This window comes from Brevundimonas sp. AAP58 (assembly GCF_001295975.1).
GTDB lineage: Bacteria > Pseudomonadota > Alphaproteobacteria > Caulobacterales > Caulobacteraceae > Brevundimonas.
Window position 1 is genome coordinate 104742 of the sequence record NZ_LJHU01000018.1, and the last position, 16442, is coordinate 121183.

Annotated in this window: 17 protein-coding genes; 11 read left to right on the forward strand and 6 right to left on the reverse strand. The window is 66.9% G+C overall.

The window, feature by feature from the left end; translation table 11 throughout:
* Nucleotides 1-54 precede the first annotated feature (54 nt).
* The 6 genes from IP78_RS03210 (at nucleotide 55) to sucD (ending at nucleotide 5392) form a co-directional block, all read left to right on the forward strand.
* Entirely contained in the window at nucleotides 55-1584 is a 1530-nt protein-coding gene (locus IP78_RS03210) for an MFS transporter (protein ID WP_054110259.1), read from the forward strand.
* 85 nt (nucleotides 1585-1669) lie between these two features.
* On the forward strand, nucleotides 1670-2860 hold the full coding sequence (gene sucC / locus IP78_RS03215; RefSeq protein WP_054110260.1) for an ADP-forming succinate--CoA ligase subunit beta: 1191 nt from the start codon (nucleotides 1670-1672) through the stop codon (nucleotides 2858-2860).
* Nucleotides 2861-3742 (forward strand): hypothetical protein, encoded by an 882-nt coding sequence (locus IP78_RS03220; RefSeq protein ID WP_054110261.1) that lies wholly within the window; start codon nucleotides 2861-2863, stop codon nucleotides 3740-3742.
* Between the two features lie 56 nt (nucleotides 3743-3798).
* Nucleotides 3799-4062, forward strand: a complete 264-nt coding sequence (locus tag IP78_RS03225) for a ribbon-helix-helix protein, CopG family (RefSeq protein ID WP_054110262.1) — start codon at nucleotides 3799-3801, stop codon at nucleotides 4060-4062.
* Nucleotides 4046-4471 carry a PIN domain-containing protein gene (locus IP78_RS03230; protein WP_054110263.1) on the forward strand — a complete coding sequence of 142 codons (426 nt, stop codon included), beginning with the start codon at nucleotides 4046-4048 and terminating at the stop codon, nucleotides 4469-4471. Before IP78_RS03225 ends, IP78_RS03230 begins: the two co-directional genes overlap by 17 nt.
* An 18-nt stretch (nucleotides 4472-4489) precedes the next feature.
* Nucleotides 4490-5392: a succinate--CoA ligase subunit alpha gene (sucD, locus tag IP78_RS03235; RefSeq protein WP_054110264.1), complete on the forward strand. Its 903-nt coding sequence runs from the start codon at nucleotides 4490-4492 to the stop codon at nucleotides 5390-5392.
* Between the two features lie 24 nt (nucleotides 5393-5416).
* Here sucD and cckA read toward each other — a convergent pair whose 3' ends face one another.
* From cckA to fliQ, 4 genes are read right to left on the reverse strand one after another with little or no spacing between them, the layout of a single operon-like run.
* Nucleotides 5417-7471, reverse strand: coding sequence for a cell cycle histidine kinase CckA (cckA, locus tag IP78_RS03240; protein WP_054110265.1), 2055 nt, complete (start codon nucleotides 7469-7471; stop codon nucleotides 5417-5419).
* 16 nt (nucleotides 7472-7487) lie between these two features.
* A complete protein-coding gene (gene flhB, locus IP78_RS03245; protein ID WP_054110266.1) occupies nucleotides 7488-8576 on the reverse strand; it encodes a flagellar biosynthesis protein FlhB in 1089 nt (362 codons plus the stop codon).
* Complete coding sequence (fliR, locus tag IP78_RS03250) at nucleotides 8569-9345, reverse strand: flagellar biosynthetic protein FliR (protein WP_054110267.1); 777 nt, start codon at nucleotides 9343-9345, stop codon at nucleotides 8569-8571. Before fliR ends, flhB begins: the two co-directional genes overlap by 8 nt.
* Complete coding sequence (fliQ, locus tag IP78_RS03255; protein WP_054110268.1) at nucleotides 9345-9608, reverse strand: flagellar biosynthesis protein FliQ; 264 nt, start codon at nucleotides 9606-9608, stop codon at nucleotides 9345-9347. The genes fliR and fliQ overlap by 1 nt, the downstream gene beginning before the upstream one ends.
* Nucleotides 9609-9753: 145 nt before the next feature.
* Between fliQ and IP78_RS03260 the strand changes: the two genes are divergently transcribed.
* The 4 genes from IP78_RS03260 (at nucleotide 9754) to IP78_RS03275 (ending at nucleotide 13956) form a co-directional block, all read left to right on the forward strand.
* Entirely contained in the window at nucleotides 9754-10905 is a 1152-nt protein-coding gene (locus tag IP78_RS03260) for an acyltransferase (protein WP_054110269.1), read from the forward strand.
* 275 nt (nucleotides 10906-11180) lie between these two features.
* A complete protein-coding gene (locus IP78_RS03265; protein WP_054110270.1) occupies nucleotides 11181-12323 on the forward strand; it encodes a beta-ketoacyl-ACP synthase III in 1143 nt (380 codons plus the stop codon).
* A complete protein-coding gene (locus IP78_RS03270) occupies nucleotides 12323-13006 on the forward strand; it encodes an iron-containing redox enzyme family protein (RefSeq protein ID WP_054110271.1) in 684 nt (227 codons plus the stop codon). The genes IP78_RS03265 and IP78_RS03270 overlap by 1 nt, the downstream gene beginning before the upstream one ends.
* 2 nt (nucleotides 13007-13008) lie before the next feature.
* The gene (locus IP78_RS03275) at nucleotides 13009-13956 is read left to right on the forward strand and encodes a hypothetical protein (RefSeq protein ID WP_156320263.1); all 948 of its coding nucleotides are present in this window, start codon (nucleotides 13009-13011) and stop codon (nucleotides 13954-13956) included.
* An 11-nt stretch (nucleotides 13957-13967) separates the two neighbouring features.
* Here the strand turns inward: IP78_RS03275 and IP78_RS03280 are convergent, their stop codons facing one another.
* Together IP78_RS03280 and IP78_RS15225 are read right to left on the reverse strand one after the other, a co-directional pair.
* On the reverse strand, nucleotides 13968-14765 hold the full coding sequence (locus IP78_RS03280; protein WP_054110273.1) for a molybdopterin-binding protein: 798 nt from the start codon (nucleotides 14763-14765) through the stop codon (nucleotides 13968-13970).
* Nucleotides 14766-14999: 234 nt separating this feature from the next.
* The gene (locus IP78_RS15225) at nucleotides 15000-15302 is read right to left on the reverse strand and encodes a hypothetical protein (RefSeq protein WP_156320259.1); all 303 of its coding nucleotides are present in this window, start codon (nucleotides 15300-15302) and stop codon (nucleotides 15000-15002) included.
* Nucleotides 15303-15604: 302 nt separating this feature from the next.
* Here IP78_RS15225 and map point away from each other — a divergent pair, with 302 nt between their 5' ends.
* The gene (gene map, locus IP78_RS03285; RefSeq protein ID WP_054110274.1) at nucleotides 15605-16426 is read left to right on the forward strand and encodes a type I methionyl aminopeptidase; all 822 of its coding nucleotides are present in this window, start codon (nucleotides 15605-15607) and stop codon (nucleotides 16424-16426) included.
* Nucleotides 16427-16442: the final 16 nt, after the last annotated feature.

Here is a 16442-nt window from a genome sequence, read left to right on the forward strand (position 1 = left end):
ACCGTCCTTCCGAACGGGCCCGGCAGAGGCCAAGGACGAGGATCGAGGGAGCGCATGACGGACACGGCATCTTCACAGACGGCTGAGGCCCCGGTTCGTCCCGGCTATCGCTTCTATGTCCTCGCGATCCTGATCCTCGTCTACATGCTGAACTTCCTCGACCGGCAGATCATCGGCATCCTGGCCGGGCCGCTGAAGGAAGAGTTCAATCTCTCCGACAGCCAGTTCGGCCTTCTGGGCGGCATAGCCTTCGCCTCGGTCTATTCGACACTCGCCATTCCGCTGGCGGCGCTGGCCGACCGGGCCAGCCGGGTCTGGATCATGACCGGCGCGCTCGCGGTCTGGTCGGGTTTCACCGCCCTGTGTGGCGTGGCCCAGAATTTCACGCAGCTGTTTCTCTTCCGCATGGGCGTGGGCGTGGGCGAGGCCGGCGGCGTGGCTCCGGCCTATTCGCTGGTCGCGGATTACTTTCCGCCGGAGCAGCGGGCTCGCGCGCTGGCGGGGTTCGCTTTCGGCATTCCTCTGGGCACGGCGGCGGGCACGCTCGTCGGGGGACTGCTGGCGGCCAGCTATGGCTGGCGCACGGCCTTCATCGTGGTGGGTCTGCTGGGCCTTCTGGTCGCCCCGATCCTTCGCCTGACGGTCAGGGATCCGAAGCGCGGCGGCACCGACGCGGCCAGGGTCGCACATCCCGCCGCTGCCACGACCACAGTCGCCGCCGCTGCTCCGAAAGGCCCGGACGGCGTGGGCCGCTTGGCATCCGGAATCATGCTTGGCCTTGGCGTTGGTTCGTTGGCGCTTGCGGCCCTGAACCAGTTTGGCGGCGTGGCCATCGGCAACGCGCTGGTGCTCGCGTTCGGAGGCCTGCTGGCGCTGGTGATCGGCGTGTCCTTCTGGATCGCGCGGGCCACGGCGTCGGTGGTGCTGCCAAAACCCAGCTTCTGGCTGTTGGCGCTGGGCGCGGCTTCGTCGTCGGTGTGCGGCTACGGCGTGGCGGGATGGCTGCCGCTGTTCTTCATGCGCAGCTTCGAGCTGACCCTGGCTCAGACCAGCTGGTACTACTCCGGCATCGCCCTGATCGGCGGTATCCTGGGCATCTGGGGCGGAGGTCTGATCGCCGACAAGCTGGCCAAGCGCGGCAAGGGCGCCTATCCGCTGACGCCGGCCGTCGCCTTCCTGATCTCGGCCCCCCTGTTCATCGCGGCGATGAACTCGCCCTGGATCATCGGGCTGGTTCTGCCCGGTGGCGGGTCGCCGGCGGCGCAGCTGACCCTGGCCTTCCTGATCTTCATCATCCCGACGGGTCTCAACCTGGCTTGGTTGGGGCCCATCACGGCCGCCATCCAGCACATCGCGCCGGCCCCCATGCGCTCCACGGCCTCGGCCATCTTCCTGCTGTTCAACAACCTGCTCGGGATTGCGGTCGGCTTCTATTACTTCGGCTGGATGAGCGATTTGCTGGCACCCCGCTTCGGCGAGGAGAGCCTGCGCTGGGCCATCTACACCGGCATGGGCTTCTACGTGCTGGCCGCCTTCCTGCTGATCGGCGCCTCGCGGACGCTGAAGCGCGACTGGGTGGAGTAGATCGACCGGGGAACGGTTGCGCCTGCGAAGGCGCGCCGCCTATAAGCGCCGCAACTTCTCCCCACAAGACGGCGGCGGTCCTCCCATGAACATCCACGAATACCAGGGCAAGCAGGTCCTGAAGGGCTTTGGCGCGCCGGTCGCCGAAGGCGTCGCCATCACCTCGGTCGACCAGGCCGAGGCCGCCGCCCGCCAGCTGCCCGGGCCCCTGTACGTCGTGAAGTCCCAGATCCACGCCGGTGGCCGCGGCAAGGGCAAGTTCAAGGAACTGGGCCCTGACGCCAAGGGCGGCGTGCGCCTGGCCCGCTCGATCGAAGAGGTGGTCGCCAACGCCAAGGAGATGCTGGGCAACACCCTGGTGACCGCCCAGACCGGCGAGGCGGGCAAGCAGGTCAACCGCCTCTATATCGAAGACGGCGCCGACATCGCGCGCGAGCTCTACTGCTCGCTGCTGGTCGATCGTCAGCATGGCCGCATCGCCTTTGTCGTCTCGACCGAAGGCGGCATGGACATCGAGGCCGTCGCCCATGACACGCCCGAGAAGATCCAGACCATCGTCATCGACCCGGAAGCCGGCGTCACCGACGCCGACGTGGCCAGGCTGAACGCCGCGCTCGCTCTGGACGGTGCTGCGGCCGAGGACGGCAAGCGCTTGTTCCCGATCTTCTACAAGGCCTTCGTCGAGACCGACATGGCCATGCTGGAGGTGAACCCCCTCATTGTCATGACCGATGGCCACCTGCGCGTGCTGGACGCCAAGGTCAGCTTCGACGGCAACGCCCTGTTCCGCCACCCCGACATCAAGGCCCTGCGCGACGAGACCGAGGAAGACGCCAAGGAAATCGAGGCCTCGGAATGGGACCTCGCCTATGTCGCGCTGGACGGCAACATCGGCTGCATGGTGAACGGCGCGGGCCTGGCTATGGCCACGATGGACATCATCAAGCTGTACGGCAAGGAGCCCGCCAACTTCTGCGACGTCGGCGGCGGCGCGTCCAAGGAAAAGGTCGCGGCGGCCTTCAAGATCATTACCGCCGACCCGGCCGTCCAGGGCATTCTGGTCAACATCTTCGGCGGCATCATGAAGTGCGACGTCATCGCCGAGGGCGTGGTCGCGGCGGTCAAGGAGGTGGGCCTGAAGGTGCCGCTGGTCGTCCGCCTGGAAGGCACCAATGTCGAGCTGGGCAAGAAGATCCTGAACGAGTCGGGCCTGGCCATTACGGCGGCCGACGACCTCGACGACGCCGCCCAGAAGATCGTCGCCGCCGTGGGATAGATGGAGACCAAGCGCTCCAACCTGCTGGGAGTCGCGGTCGACTGGCCGCGAGAGTTACCGGGCGAGCGGCACTTTCGTCGCCCCCACTTTCAGGAGTGCTATGGTCAGGCTCTCACCTCGACGGACACGCCCGACGGTATCGTCTCGACGGTTGGAGCGGCCCTTCGGGACTCCAACAGGCCGGACTTCGAGACCGTCTCCAAAGCCGGTCTTTCGCTGCTCGCCTGCGCCGACAGACTTGTCGCGACGGACGCGGCCTGCAGCGGCGACATCGACGCAGTCGATGGCGTCAAGAAGGCGGTCGAGTACTATCATTTCGCGGGGAACAACTTCTCGCGCCTTAACCAGTTCGAGCGGGCCGCGGAGTTCTACCTCTGCTCGGGACTGGCCGGGATCGCCCTGCTGAAGTTCACCCGCCCTGCCGCGCGAGACAAACTGGCGGCGACGACCGAGCTGGCTCATCGGTCCCTGCTGCGCGCCAGATCGTTTTTCCGGCAATCGGGCGATGATCTGAACGCGGAACGCGCCTGGGTCGAGGCCTTCGAGTTGCAACGGCTCAACAGTCCAGTCTTTTCCCTGAAGCGAGCCGGCTTCGAGGTATGGCGCACCGCGTCGCGCTATGGGACCGAGATGACGGCGGGGGGCTGGCTGATGATCCTCGGCAGCTGGGTGCTGTTCACGGGTCTCAGGCTCCAGTTCTCCGTCGAGCCTCCTTCCTTGAGCGAAGCGGCTGTCGATGCCGCGCTGGCCCTTTTGACCCTGGATGAAATCTCCGGTTCGGGCGTCCCGATCGGTCTGCGTTTCGCCAATGCGGTCATCGGTCTTGGGCTGACCGGCTTGCTGGTTCAGCTGATTTTCCAGAAGCTGTCGTCACGAAGTTGAGGCCCCGCTCTAATCCACGGATTGTGTGCTACACATAACCCGCGTATGCTTCAGTCGTGACCCGCAACCTCACCCTCGCCATCGACGACGACCTGCTCGACAAGGTGCGGGTGCTGGCGGCCATGAAGCGGACCAGTGTCAACGAGATGGTCCGGGGCTTCCTCACGCGGCTCGTCGAGCAGGAAACCTCCAAGGACGAGGCCCGCGAGGCGTTGCTCCGGTTGATCGACGAGTCCGAAGGTCGGGGAGGCGAAGGTTGGCGCCCCCCAACCCGCGAAGAGACCTACAGCGGGGAGCCTCGGTTTGATCGCGAATACTGAGGTCTTTCTCGACACCAACATCCTCCTCTACGCCGCCCTGGGGCGCGACCATGCCGGTCATCGGTGGGAGCGCGCGCGCGAGATTGTGCTGACCGAGGACTACTGCACCTCGGGCCAGGTGCTCGCCGAGTTCTATAACAACGCCACCCGTAAGGGCGCGCCCCCGCTTTCGTCGGACAAGGCCCGCGAATGGGTCCGCGTGGTCGCGATGAAGCCCTGCCAACCGATCACGTCCGACGTTGTGGTGGCGGGCATCGATTACGCCCGCCGCTACCAGTTGTCCTATTGGGATGGTGCGATCATCGCCGCAGCCGAGCGGATCGGCGCGCGCGTCCTGTATTCCGAAGACCTCAATCACGGTCAGACCTATGGGTCGGTCCGCGTCGAAAATCCCTTCCTCCCCGCCTGACTTCAGAAGCGAGCCGTCATGTCCATCCTCGTCAATCGCGATACCAAGATCATCGTCCAGGGCCTGACCGGAAAGACCGGCGGGTTCCACACCGAACAGGCGCTGGCCTATTACGGCACCCAGATGGTCGGCGGCGTGCACCCGACCAAGGGCGGCCAGACCTGGACCGGGTCGAACGGCGAGACCCTGCCGATCTACGCCTCGGTGGCGGAGGCGAAGGACGCCACGGGCGCGACCGCCTCGGTCATCTATGTGCCGCCCGCGGGCGCGGCCGACGCCATCATCGAGGCCATCGAGGCCGAGGTGCCCTTCATCACCTGCATCACCGAGGGCATTCCGGTGCTGGACATGGTGCGGGTCAAGGCGCGGCTGGATCGCTCGAACAGCCGCCTGCTGGGCCCCAACTGCCCCGGCGTCCTGACCCCCGAAGAGTGCAAGATCGGCATCATGCCGGGCTCCATCTTCAAGAAGGGCAATGTCGGCATCGTCTCGCGCTCGGGCACCCTGACCTATGAGGCGGTGTTCCAGACCTCCAACGAGGGCCTGGGCCAGACGACCGCCGTCGGCATCGGCGGCGATCCGGTCAAGGGCACGGAGTTCATCGACGTGCTGGAGATGTTCCTGGCCGACGACGCCACCCAGTCCATCATCATGATCGGCGAGATCGGCGGCGGCGCCGAGGAAGACGCCGCCCAGTTCCTGATCGACGAGGCCAAGAAGGGCCGCAAGAAGCCCATGGCCGGCTTCATCGCCGGTCGTACCGCTCCCAAGGGCCGCACCATGGGCCACGCCGGCGCGGTCGTCTCGGGCGGCAAGGGCGACGCCGAGTCCAAGATCGCGGCCATGGAAGCGGCCGGCATCAAGGTCTCGCCCTCGCCCGCGCGTCTGGGCAAGACGCTGGTGGAAGTGCTGAAGGGGTAACTCCCTCTCCCGGAGGGAGAGGGTTCAGCCCCCCTGCAGCTGCTGCTTCACGCGCTCGGCGAGCGTCTTGATGTCCAGCGGCTTGGGCAGGAAGGACACGCCCGTCTCGTCCTGGAGCAGGTCCGAGAAGTCGCTCTCGGCGTAACCGGAGATGAACATCACCGGCGCGTCGCCCAGATAGGGCCGAGCCTTCTTGAGCAGGCTCGGCCCGTCCAGTCCCGGCATGATGACGTCGCTGATCAGCATGTCGATCTGGCCCGACCATTGCTCGGCCAGGGCCAGCGCCTCCTCGCCGTCGGCGGCCTCGATGACCTCATAGCCGCGTTGGCGCAGAAGCCTGGCGGCGATGCCGCGCACGGCGGCCTCGTCCTCGACGAACAGGATGCGGCCGTTACCCGACAGATCGCGGGGCGCGGCCTTGGCCTTGACCTCGACCGGGGCGACCTCGATCAGTTCCTGCGCCGAGGCGGCCGGCAGGAAGATGCGGAAGGCGGCGCCCGCCCCCTCGATGTTGGCGACCGCGATGTGGCCGCCCGCCTGCTGGGCGATGCCGTAGACGGTCGCAAGCCCCATGCCTGTGCCCTCGTTCACCGCCTTGGTGGTGAAGAAGGGCTCGAAGATCTTGTCGAGGATGGCGGGGGGCACACCGGGGCCGGTGTCGGACACCTCGATCAGGGCACCGTCTTCGGCGGGGGCCTCCAGCCAGCCGAGTTCGCGGGCCTCGCCTTGCGTCAGGCGCCGCGTGCGGATGGTGACGACCGCGTCGCCCGGCGCGACCACGCCACGCATGGCGTCGCGGGCATTGACGGCGAGGTTCATCACCGCCGTCTCCAGCTGGGACTTGTCGGCGAGCACAACCGGCAGATCGCGGCCATAGTCGGTTTCCAGCCGCACGTCCTCGCGCAGCAGGCGGCGCAGCAGGACGGCGAACTCGCCGACCAGTTCGCCCAGGTCCAGCCGCTCGCGGCGGACCGTGGATTTTCGGGAGAAGGCCAGCAGCTTTCTGACCAGGTCGGCAGCGCGGATGGCGGTCTGGCGGATCTCGTTCAGGCCCTCATAGGAGGGATCCCCGACCGGGTGGCGTTCCAGCAGACCCGACAGCTGGAGCTGGATGGCCGTCAGCAGGTTGTTGAAGTCGTGGGCCACGCCGCCCGCGAGCTGGCCCACGGCCTGCATCTTCTGAGCCTGCGACAGCTGAAGCTCCATCGACTTCTGGGTAGAAACGTCGAACAGCCAGACGCGGCGCTTGTCGCCCTCGGGCGCGACATAGAGGTGGAGCGACCGGTCGGGATGCGCGCGAGCGACCAGCTCGATCGGCCCCGACGACCCCTCCTCCAGCCGCCGGCGGGCCTCGGCCACGCCGTTGGGCTCGAACAGGTGGCCGAAGGCGGCGTCTCGAGCCGCGGCGGGGCCGGTCAGGACGGCCAAAGCCGGATTGGCGTCCTCGGCGTGGCCGGCGAACAGGTCCTCGCCCGCGATCACCGCCGAGCCGAACGGGGCGCCGGCGGCCATGGCGCGGCTCTCGCCGGCCGAGGCGGCGTAGCCGTTGGCTGCAATCGGCGCGGGCGTGGCGGAGTGCGTCAGGGCGGCCTCGGGCGCTTCGCGCACCAGGAAGCGGCCCTGCCCGGCCTGGGCGATCAGCACCTCGATCTCGCGTTCGCCGATGGTGACGATCGCGCGCCCCTGTTCGCCTTTGCGAGCCTGGGCAAAGGCCATGTAGAGGGCCTGGGCCGAGCCGCCGCGTGGCAGCGCCGTGGTCGCGCCGTTCTGCGAGGCCCAGGCCCCGTTGAAAGCCAGCACCTGACCGGACGCCCAGACGAGGGCGGCGGGCTCAGCCAGCGCGTCCAGCATCTCGACCGCCACGTCGCCGTCGGGCCGGGCGGGGCGGCGCGCCTCCTGCCGCCCGAAGGCGAACAGGCCGAGCAGGGCCACGGCGGCCACGGCCACCATCAGGATCATGTGCGGTGTCGAGGTGGGGGCGGTCTGGAAGGCGGGCCAGGCCAGAGCGGCCACGGCGACGGCGAAGCCCAGCGCCATCAGAACGAGCGACAGGTCGAAACGGCGGGGGGCGGCGGTCATGGGCGCACCTTTCGAATCAGGGAGTATAGCGCCCGCGCCGCTTCTGCATCACGAAGCCGATGACCCTGGCCGCGGCCTCGAAATGCTCGCGCGGAATGGTCTCGTCGATGTCGACGGCGGCGTACAGCGCCCGGGCAAGCGGCACGTTTTCGACGATCGGCACGTCGTGCTCTTTGGCCACCTCGCGGATGCGGAGCGCGACCGCATCGACGCCCTTGGCCAGGCAGACCGGTGCGGCGTCGCCCTGATCGGGCTCGTAGCGGAGCGCTACGGAGTAGTGGGTCGGGTTGGTGACGATGACCGTGGCCTTGGGGACGTTGGCCATCATGCGCTGGCGGCTCTTCTGCATGCGGATATGCTTCAGGCGCGCCTTGACGTGCGGGTCGCCCTCGGACTGCTTGTAGTCCTCCTTCAGCTCTTCCTTGGTCATGCGCATGCGCTTGGCGAAGCGCATACGCTGCCAGAAGACGTCGCCGACCGCCGTCAGGCCCAGCAGCACGATGGTGGAGGCCATCAGGGCAATCACCAGATCCCGCGCCAGTGGCAGGATGGTCGCTGGATGCATCGCCGCCATACCCTCGAACTCGCGGGCGTGGGGTCTGAGCACCATCCAGCACACCACCGAGACGACCATGAGCTTGATGAGGGTCTGGACGAACTGCATCAGGCCGTCCGGGCCGAAGATGCGCTTGAAGCCCTTGAGCGGATTAATCTTGTCCAGTTTCGGCTTCATCCGCTCGGCCGAAAAGATCAGACCACCGGTCTGGGCGACAGTGCCGGACACCCCGCCCAGGATGGTGGCGAACATGACCGCGGCCAGAAAGGGCGCGACAGCCCAGAGCGCCTTGACCCCCAGCTCCACGCCTGCGCCCGCCTCCAGCCCGCCCATGAGGCGGTGCGGCATGGCGATAAAGGGCACCAGGGCCTCGGCCATGGTGGTGGCGAACCAGCCGCCGCCCATCAGGATGACCGCCGCCGCGCCCATGAGACTGAGCGTCGGGGCGACGTCCATGGACTTGGCGACGTCGCCCTTGCGTCTGGCCTCCTCGAGTTTTCGTGGGGTGGCCTCTTCTGTCTTGGACTCGGGATCCTGATCCTCAGCCACCGACGCCTCCGGACGAGACGAACAGGTTGGCGAGGTCGCGATATCGGTCGATGAAGACCGTCCCGAGCACCCCCAGTGACAGGGCGAAGACCGACAGGCCGAGGATGACGCTCAGCGGGGCGGCGACGAAGAAGATCTGGAAGGCCGGCATGACCCGCCCGACCAGACCCGAGGCGAGGTTGAATACCAGGGCGAACACGATCACCGGCGCGGCGAGCTGCACGCCCAGAAGGAAGCTGTCGCCGACGGTGCGAACGGCCAGTTCGACGAAATCACCGGTGACCAGCGGTCGGGCGGGCGCGATCAGCTCGTAGGACCCCACCAGACCGGCGATGAACAGGTGATGGGTGTTGGTGGCGAAGACCAGCACCGTGCCCATCAGCATCAGGAAGGCGGCGATGGTGGTGCCGGGCGAGGCCTGGAGCGGGTTGGTGGTCTGGGCGAAACTGAGCGTCGTCTGGAGCGACACGATCTCTCCAGCGACAGCGAGCGCAGCCGTGAAAGCCCGCAGGATTGCGCCGATGGCCAGGCCGATGATGACCTCGCGGATCACCCAGCCGATGGAGGCACCGAGGCTTTCGGGAAGCGGCGGCAGCGAGCCGCCGACGACCGGCCACAGAGCCAGGGCCACCACCAGAGCCAGCGACAGGCGGATGCGCGGCGGGACATAGCTTTCGCCGATGCCGGGCAGGCTGAGGAAGATGGCCCCGATCCGGGCGAAGATCAGCCCACCAGCCCAGACCTGATCGGCGGTGGCGTAGGGTTCCACTACATCCCCGAGATGCGGGCCGCGATCTCGCGCATGAAGGTGCCGAGCAATCCGCCCATCAGCGGCAGGAACAGCAGGAGCGACACGAAGATGGCGATGATCTTGGGCGCATAGACCAGCGACTGTTCCTGGATCTGCGTCAGGGCCTGGAACAGGCCGATGCCGACGCCGACGATCAGGCCGACCAGCAGCACGGGCGCGCACAGCTGGATGGTCAGCCACAGGGCGTCGCGGCCCACGTCCAGAACTTCCGCGCCGCTCATCGCGCCTACTCCACCCTATTGGCCTGACGGCCTTCGGCCTGCTGGAGGCCGGATACTGGGCAAGAAATGCCGGGAGCGTGGTTAACGCCGGGTTACAGGCGGCGGCCCGACCCTTGCGCGGCAGAGGCCAGAACAGAGGTTTTCCATGGCCTGGACCGCGATTTCGACCCGAAACGAGACACCGCCCATCGCGCGCGGGGGTTGGCTGGACGCGCTGCGGTTCATCGTGGCCTCGCTGATCATCCTGCATCACTTCCAGGCGGCCGGGCCGGTGCCCCTGGCCGAGGCGCTCCATCCGGTGTTCGAGCGGGGCGGGTTCCTGCTGACCAACTTCTTCCTGATCGACAGCGGCTATGTGCTGATGCGGGTCTATGGCGGCTCGGTCGGATCAGGGCGAATGTCGCCGGGCGACTTCTTGCTGAAGCGGTTCCTCCGGGTCTATCCGGCCCATCTGATCATGGTGCTGGGGCTGGTGGCCCTGGTCATCGTCGGATCGGCGGTCGGGTTCGCCCCGCGTAATCCCGAATGGTTCGCGTGGGACCAGCTGCCGGCGCAGGCGGCCTTGGTCCAGTCATTCGGCGTCTATGGCGGGCTGGGCTGGAACGCGCCCAGCTGGTCGATCTCGGCGCTGCTGGGCTGCTATCTGGCGTTTCCGTGGATCCTGACGGCGCTGAAGCGGGTCGGGCCGTGGACGGCGCTGGTCGCGGCGGCGGGGCTGTATCTGCTGGCCAACCAGCTGACCCACAGCCTGCTCGGCTATCCCGTCTATCAGATGCCGATGATGTACGGCGTGTGGCGGGCGCTGCCGCTGTTCATGCTGGGCATGGCGCTGGCGGTGTTCTCCGAGCGGGTGTTCGTGGCACCGCGCCTGGCGCGGATCGTCGGGGTGGCGGCGGCGGTCGGGCTGGCGACGGTGCAGGCCTTCGACAAGCATGCGCTGATCTCGATCGTCTTCATCAGCCTGATCCTGCTGGCGGCGGGGGCCATCCCGGTGACGCGGCCGTCCAAGTGGGTGGAGAAGGCCAGCGTCGTCTCCTTCGCCATGTTCATCACCAATGAGCCGGTGAGGATCGCCTGGTTCGGCGTGGTCAATGTGCTGATTGCGCGCCTAGCCCTGCCGGTCGGGGTGCAGTGGGGGCTGTGGGCCCTGGGGGTGGCTGCGGCGTTCGCCTTCGCCTTCGCCTTCCACGCGATGGTCGATCAGCCGATCCAGAACCGGATCAAGGGCTGGCTGGCGCGGCGGCGGACGGCTCGGGGTCCGGTCGAGGCCGGGCCGGTGGTATCGATCGAGGGCTAGGCCAGTCGTCGTGCGTTCCGACTTCTCCTTTCGTCATTCCGGGCGACGGGAGCGAAGCGACCAGAGACCCGGAACAGGGCGGCGCGCGAGAGCGCGAACCTGTCACGCACGAGTCTCCTGACGCATTTCGCCTGCGCTCCGCTCCGGCGCCGCCCTGTTCCGGGTCTCCGCTGCGCTCCGCCCGGAATGACGAAAGAAAATGGGCGCGAGCCATCGCGCTGAAGTCAGGAACCATCCGCTTGCGGCGTCGGGGCGAACCGTGCCCTTGATCGGAGATGAGTGACGCGTGTCTGAAGGACGTCTTCATCACCGGGACCGGGGCTTTTCTGCCCGGTGACCCCGTCGGCGTCGAGGCGATGGAGGACCACATCGGCCGGATCGGCCGACGATCCTCGGCGGTCGGGCGGCGCGCTCTGCGCTGGAACGGGGTCGAGACGCGGCACTATGCGCTCGATCGCGATGGACGACCGCTGCATTCCAACGCCTCCATGACCGCCGATGCGCTCCGGGCGGCGCTGGACGACGCGGGGCTGGCGGCCGCGGACCTCGACTTTCTGGCGACGGCGACGACCCAGGGCGACTATCTAGTCCCCGGCCACGCGGCGGCGGTGCATGGCGAGCTGGCTTGCGGCCCGATGGAGATCGCCAGCCACCAGTCGGTGTGCGCCTCGGCCCTCACAGCACTCAAGCATGCCTGGCTCTCGGTGCGGGCAGGGGAAGCCGAGGTCGCGGCGACGGCGGCCGGGGAGTTCTCATCCCGCTGGTTCCGGCCGCAGTTCTATGAGGGCACGACGCTGGTCGACGCCAGGGGCCGGGCGCGGGTCGAGGCGGACTTCCTGAGGTTCACCCTGTCGGACGGGGCGGGCGCGGTGGTGCTGGAGCCCAAGCCCAGGCCGGAAGGGCTGTCGCTGAAGATCGAGTGGATCGACCTGACCTCGCTGGCCGGGCGGTTCGACCCGTGCATGTGGGCGGGCTCAACCTTCGCCGATCGCTCCGACATGCGTTCGGCCTGGAGCCACGCGGGGCCGGTCGCGGCCCATGCGGCCGGGGCGGTGGCGCTGGTTCAGGATTTCGAGCTGCTGAAGATCGTGATCCGCGCCTGGATCGGGGTCTGGCTGGAGAAGGTGGATACGGGACGAATCGTGCCGGACCAGATCGATCACCTGCTGTGCCATTATTCCGCGCGGTCGCTGAGGGAAGAGATCGTGGGACTGCTGGAGAGCACGGCTGCCATGATCCCCGAGGAGAAGTGGTTCTCGAACCTGTCCAGCGTCGGCAATATCGGGGCGGCCTCGATCTGGGTCATGCTGGACGCCTTCCTGAAGTCCGGACGGGCCAAGCGGGGCGAGCGCGTGCTGCTGATCGTGCCCGAGAGCGGTCGGGCCATGGTGGGATTCGCGATGGGCGAGGTGGTGTGATGGCGGACGGCGCGCGGATCGATGACCCGGTGGCGGACACCCTGCGAAAGCTGGCGCTGGTGTTCGCCGACTTCGAGCAGCGGCTGGAGGCGACGCCCCTGATCCGCAAGCTGACGCGTGGGCGGTTCGAGCTGGCGGACTATCACGCCTTCCTGATCAACCTGCGCCAGCAGGTGAAGGACGGGGCGCTGTGGATGAGCCGCGCGGCCTCCAACATCGGCGAGGATCACCTGGAACTGCGCTCGACCCTGATGCGCCATGCGGTGACCGAGCACCGCGATTTCCGCCTGCTGGAAGCGGATTTCGTCGCGTCCGGCGGGGAGCTGTCGGTCATCCGATCGGCGAAGAAGAACGTCGGGTCCGAGGCCCTGTCGGCCTGGATGTTCCATGAGGCGTCGAAGCCCGACCCGTTCGGCCTGCTGGGCGCCATGTTCATCATCGAAGGGCTGGGCTCGATCAAGGCCGCGCCCTGGGGGCGTCAGGTCAAGGAACGGCTGGGCCTGCCCGACGAGGCGGTGCGGTTCCTGCTCTATCACGGCGAGAACGACGCCGAGCACATGGCCGAGTTCGAGGAAATGCTCCGCATGGTCCTGCCCGACGACGCGGTCGCCGAGCGCATCGTGACGACGGCGAAGGTGACGGCCCGGCTCTATGCCCTGCAGATCGAGGAGATCGGCGCTTGAGCCTGTCTGACGGCGGGGCCGCCTGGAAATCCGATCCGTTCGATCCACGCCGATACGACAGCCGCGATCCGGACCCGTGGCTGGCGCTCTATCTCGACCACTCCCTGCCGATCGATCCCGGGGCCAAGCGGGCCCTGCTCATGGGCGCCCGGTCGTGGTCGCGGCGGTGGCTGTTTCCGGTCAGCCGGCCGCTGGTGTTCCTGTTCTTCTGTCTGGTGAAGGTGCTGCGCGCCATCTCGCCCCGCTACCCCAACCTGAACGGCCTGCTGCACAAGTCCATCCACTGGGGCTTGCGGACTTTCGGCAGCCCGGAGTGCAACACCCTGATCCTGCGCCATTTCCACGTCGGGACCGAACTGCTCGCCTTCATGAAGGCCAACGCCGGGATCGATCCGGAGCTGGTCAAGACCGTGCCGCTCAAGCCCCTGACGCTGAGGGATCTGGAGGACAACGTCTTCCTTCAGCACGACCTGAATGTCTTCAACTTCATCATCGAGCTGAACCTGGCCCTGCGGGCGGCGGGCAAGGAGATCACGCCGCCGGACCGGGTGGATTTCTCCATGATCTCCGACATCGACCCGGCCTTCGAACGCTTCCCGACGGGCCCCCTGAACCGCATCGACATCCAGACGGCGGTGGAGTTCTACACGCCGCTCTATGCGCTGATGCTGCCCCGCGCCGACTTCATGCGCGCCAGTCACTCGCTGCAGCTGGACGAGATCGTGGGCATCTACATCGGACGGATCCTCGGCACCGACTACCACATGAGCTTCGTCAAGAACGGCCATCCGCTGGTGGCCCTGTCGACGCTGCAGGCGGGCTACCGGCTGATGATGCACGGCCTGGACTGTGAGGCCATGCATGGGTGGCTGCGGGTCCTGAAGGCGCGCCAGGAGGCCGGTCTGCCGCTCGATCCGCGCGATCCTACGGGCGGGCCAGAACTTGACTAGGCTGGGCTGGCCTAGGCGGGCTGGAGGGCGACCGCGACGCCCTCGGCGGTCAGTCGCTCGGACAGGGCCGCGATAGCCGCCTCGACCGCTGCCGCGTCGCGCCCGCGCACCACCAGGTTCGTGCCGATCTCGCCCTGTGTTCCCGCGCCGAACGGATAGCTGCCGAAGCTCAGGTCGCGGCTGGCCTTCGCCGCCTCGGACAGGGTCGCGGCGACCGCGCCTTCCCCCACGCCGGTGACGCGCAGCGTCCGCGCATGGACCACCGCCCCGGTCCGCAGCCGCGGTGCCACGTCCTCCAGCATCGCCGTCATGATCTTCGGTACGCCCGCCATGACGAAGACGTTGTCGACCTGAAATCCCGGCGCGTCGGTCACCGGATTAGCGATCAGGACGCCGCCATCGGGAATGCGCGCCATGCGCCGCCGCGCCGCGTTCAGCTCGTCGCCGTAGCGGCGCTCGAGGATGGCCAAGGCCTCCGGGTGCTCCTCGATGCCGAGGCCGAACGCCCGGGCCACGCAGTCGGCGGTGATGTCGTCGTGCGTCGGGCCGATGCCGCCAGTGGTGAAGACGTAGTCGTGGGCGTGACGCAGCGCGTTCAGGGCGTCGATGATCTGGTCCTCACGGTCGCCGACGGTGCGGGCTTCCAGCAGGTCGATGCCCAGGGCCGCCAGGAAACGGGCGATGGTGTTCAGATTGGTGTCGGCCGTCCGGCCCGACAGTATCTCGTCGCCGATTATTAATGCGGCAGCGGTCTTACAGACTTGATTCCCGGGAGCGGGAGGGTTTTCCAGGCTCTGATTGAGCGTCATTCAAACTCTTCGCAGAAAAATAGCCGTAAAGAGCAGAGCCTACCGCGCCGGCGATGGGAACAGCACCGACAACGAACAAGGGGAGAGCATTGGCGGCTGCGACAGCGGCTCCAACGCCAGCAGCCAAGGTTCCATAAGTGCCAAACTGCAAAGCCTTGATCGTGCCCCCGGCATCAACCTTTACGCGACCAGGATCAGCGCGATGGATGTTCGATTTTTCGTGAGCGTCTGTCATTAGTACACTCCTGTAGCGGCTCGCGCCGCTGCCGCAGATATAGCGGCTACTAGTGCGGATTGCCATGAAAGATGGGAAAGCGAGCTAAGGTCGAACGGCTCACCGTCTTTATCCAAGGTTCCTGTGTGAGCCAGCGCCATCACGAAATAGGCACCCACTGCGAAAATCATGACCAGCAAACATGTGGAAAGGATGGCCGTCGCCAAACCGGCGCTGATTGATTGGCCACTTGATGAAAGCTGATTTTTCCAGAGGTCCATGATCAGAATCGCTGAGACCCCGACCACGTAGAAAAAGAGCACGCCATCCTTCAAAACAGACGCTGTGGTGGGTCGTCTTCCCGCAATGGCTTGAGCGAACCAAACTGATCCCACCGGAACAGCAGGCAGGACTAGGTTTCCGAACAACCAGATTAGAAAATTTGGATTCAATCCAGCCCCCCGTCTTTAGGGGTCGCAGACTTCGTCATTCTCGCGAGGATTGCAATGCTCAATGCCTCAATCAACCAAGCGACACCCGCCCCTCAAACCGCTTGAGGTTCTGTGCTATCGTCGCCATCTGACGCCCCAACTGGTCCCGGACGGACCGCCGAGACCCGACCCGCATGTACGAGACGCCCGAGCTGGAAGCCGACACCCTGGTCCGCACCAGCGCCATCCGCATCTATGACGACCCCGCCGACTTCGAGGGCATGCGGGCGGCCGGGCGGCTGGTGGCCGAGGCGCTGGACATGATCGCGCCCTACGTCGTGCCCGGCGTGACGACGGAAGAGCTCGACGACCGCATCCGCCAGTTCACTCTGGACCGGGGCGGGATGCCCGCGTGCCTCGGCTACAAGGGCTACATGAAGACGGTCTGCACCTCGATCAATCACGTGGTGTGCCACGGCATCCCCGGCGACCGGGTGCTGAAGGACGGCGACATCGTCAACATCGACCACACCGTCATCGTCGACGGCTGGCACGGCGACTCCAGCCGCATGTATGCGGTCGGCCAGATCAACGCGCGGGCCAGGAAGCTGGTCGACGTGACCTATGAGGCGCTGGCGCTGGGCCTGGAGCAGGTGAAGCCCGGCAACACCTTCGGCGACATCGGCTACGCCATCCAGCGTCACGTCGAGGCCAACCGCATGTCGGTCGTGCGCGACTTCTGCGGCCATGGAATCGGGCGGTTGTTCCACGACAGCCCCAACGTCCTGCACTATGGCCGAAAGGGCGAGGGCGCGGTGCTGAAGCCCGGCATGATCTTCACCGTCGAGCCGATGGTGAATCTGGGCAAGCCGCACGTGAAGGTGCTGTCCGACGGCTGGACCGCCGTGACCCGCGACAAGTCCCTGTCGGCCCAATGCGAGCACACCGTCGGCGTGACCGAGGACGGGGTGGAGATCTTCACCGCCAGCCCCGCCGGCCTGTTCCGCCCGAACTGACCGGACTTGAACGCGG

Coding starts and splice junctions, on each gene's coding strand:
- IP78_RS03265 (WP_054110270.1), top strand. CDS start 11,181: ATGAGTGACGCGTGTCTGAAGGACGTCTTCATCACCGGGACCGGGGCT.
- sucD (WP_054110264.1), top strand. CDS start 4,490: ATGTCCATCCTCGTCAATCGCGATACCAAGATCATCGTCCAGGGCCTG.
- sucC (WP_054110260.1), top strand. CDS start 1,670: ATGAACATCCACGAATACCAGGGCAAGCAGGTCCTGAAGGGCTTTGGC.
- IP78_RS03210 (WP_054110259.1), top strand. CDS start 55: ATGACGGACACGGCATCTTCACAGACGGCTGAGGCCCCGGTTCGTCCC.
- cckA (WP_054110265.1), bottom strand. CDS start 7,471: ATGACCGCCGCCCCCCGCCGTTTCGACCTGTCGCTCGTTCTGATGGCG.
- IP78_RS03220 (WP_054110261.1), top strand. CDS start 2,861: ATGGAGACCAAGCGCTCCAACCTGCTGGGAGTCGCGGTCGACTGGCCG.
- IP78_RS03260 (WP_054110269.1), top strand. CDS start 9,754: ATGGCCTGGACCGCGATTTCGACCCGAAACGAGACACCGCCCATCGCG.
- IP78_RS03270 (WP_054110271.1), top strand. CDS start 12,323: ATGGCGGACGGCGCGCGGATCGATGACCCGGTGGCGGACACCCTGCGA.
- fliQ (WP_054110268.1), bottom strand. CDS start 9,608: ATGAGCGGCGCGGAAGTTCTGGACGTGGGCCGCGACGCCCTGTGGCTG.
- map (WP_054110274.1), top strand. CDS start 15,605: ATGTACGAGACGCCCGAGCTGGAAGCCGACACCCTGGTCCGCACCAGC.
- IP78_RS03280 (WP_054110273.1), bottom strand. CDS start 14,765: ATGACGCTCAATCAGAGCCTGGAAAACCCTCCCGCTCCCGGGAATCAA.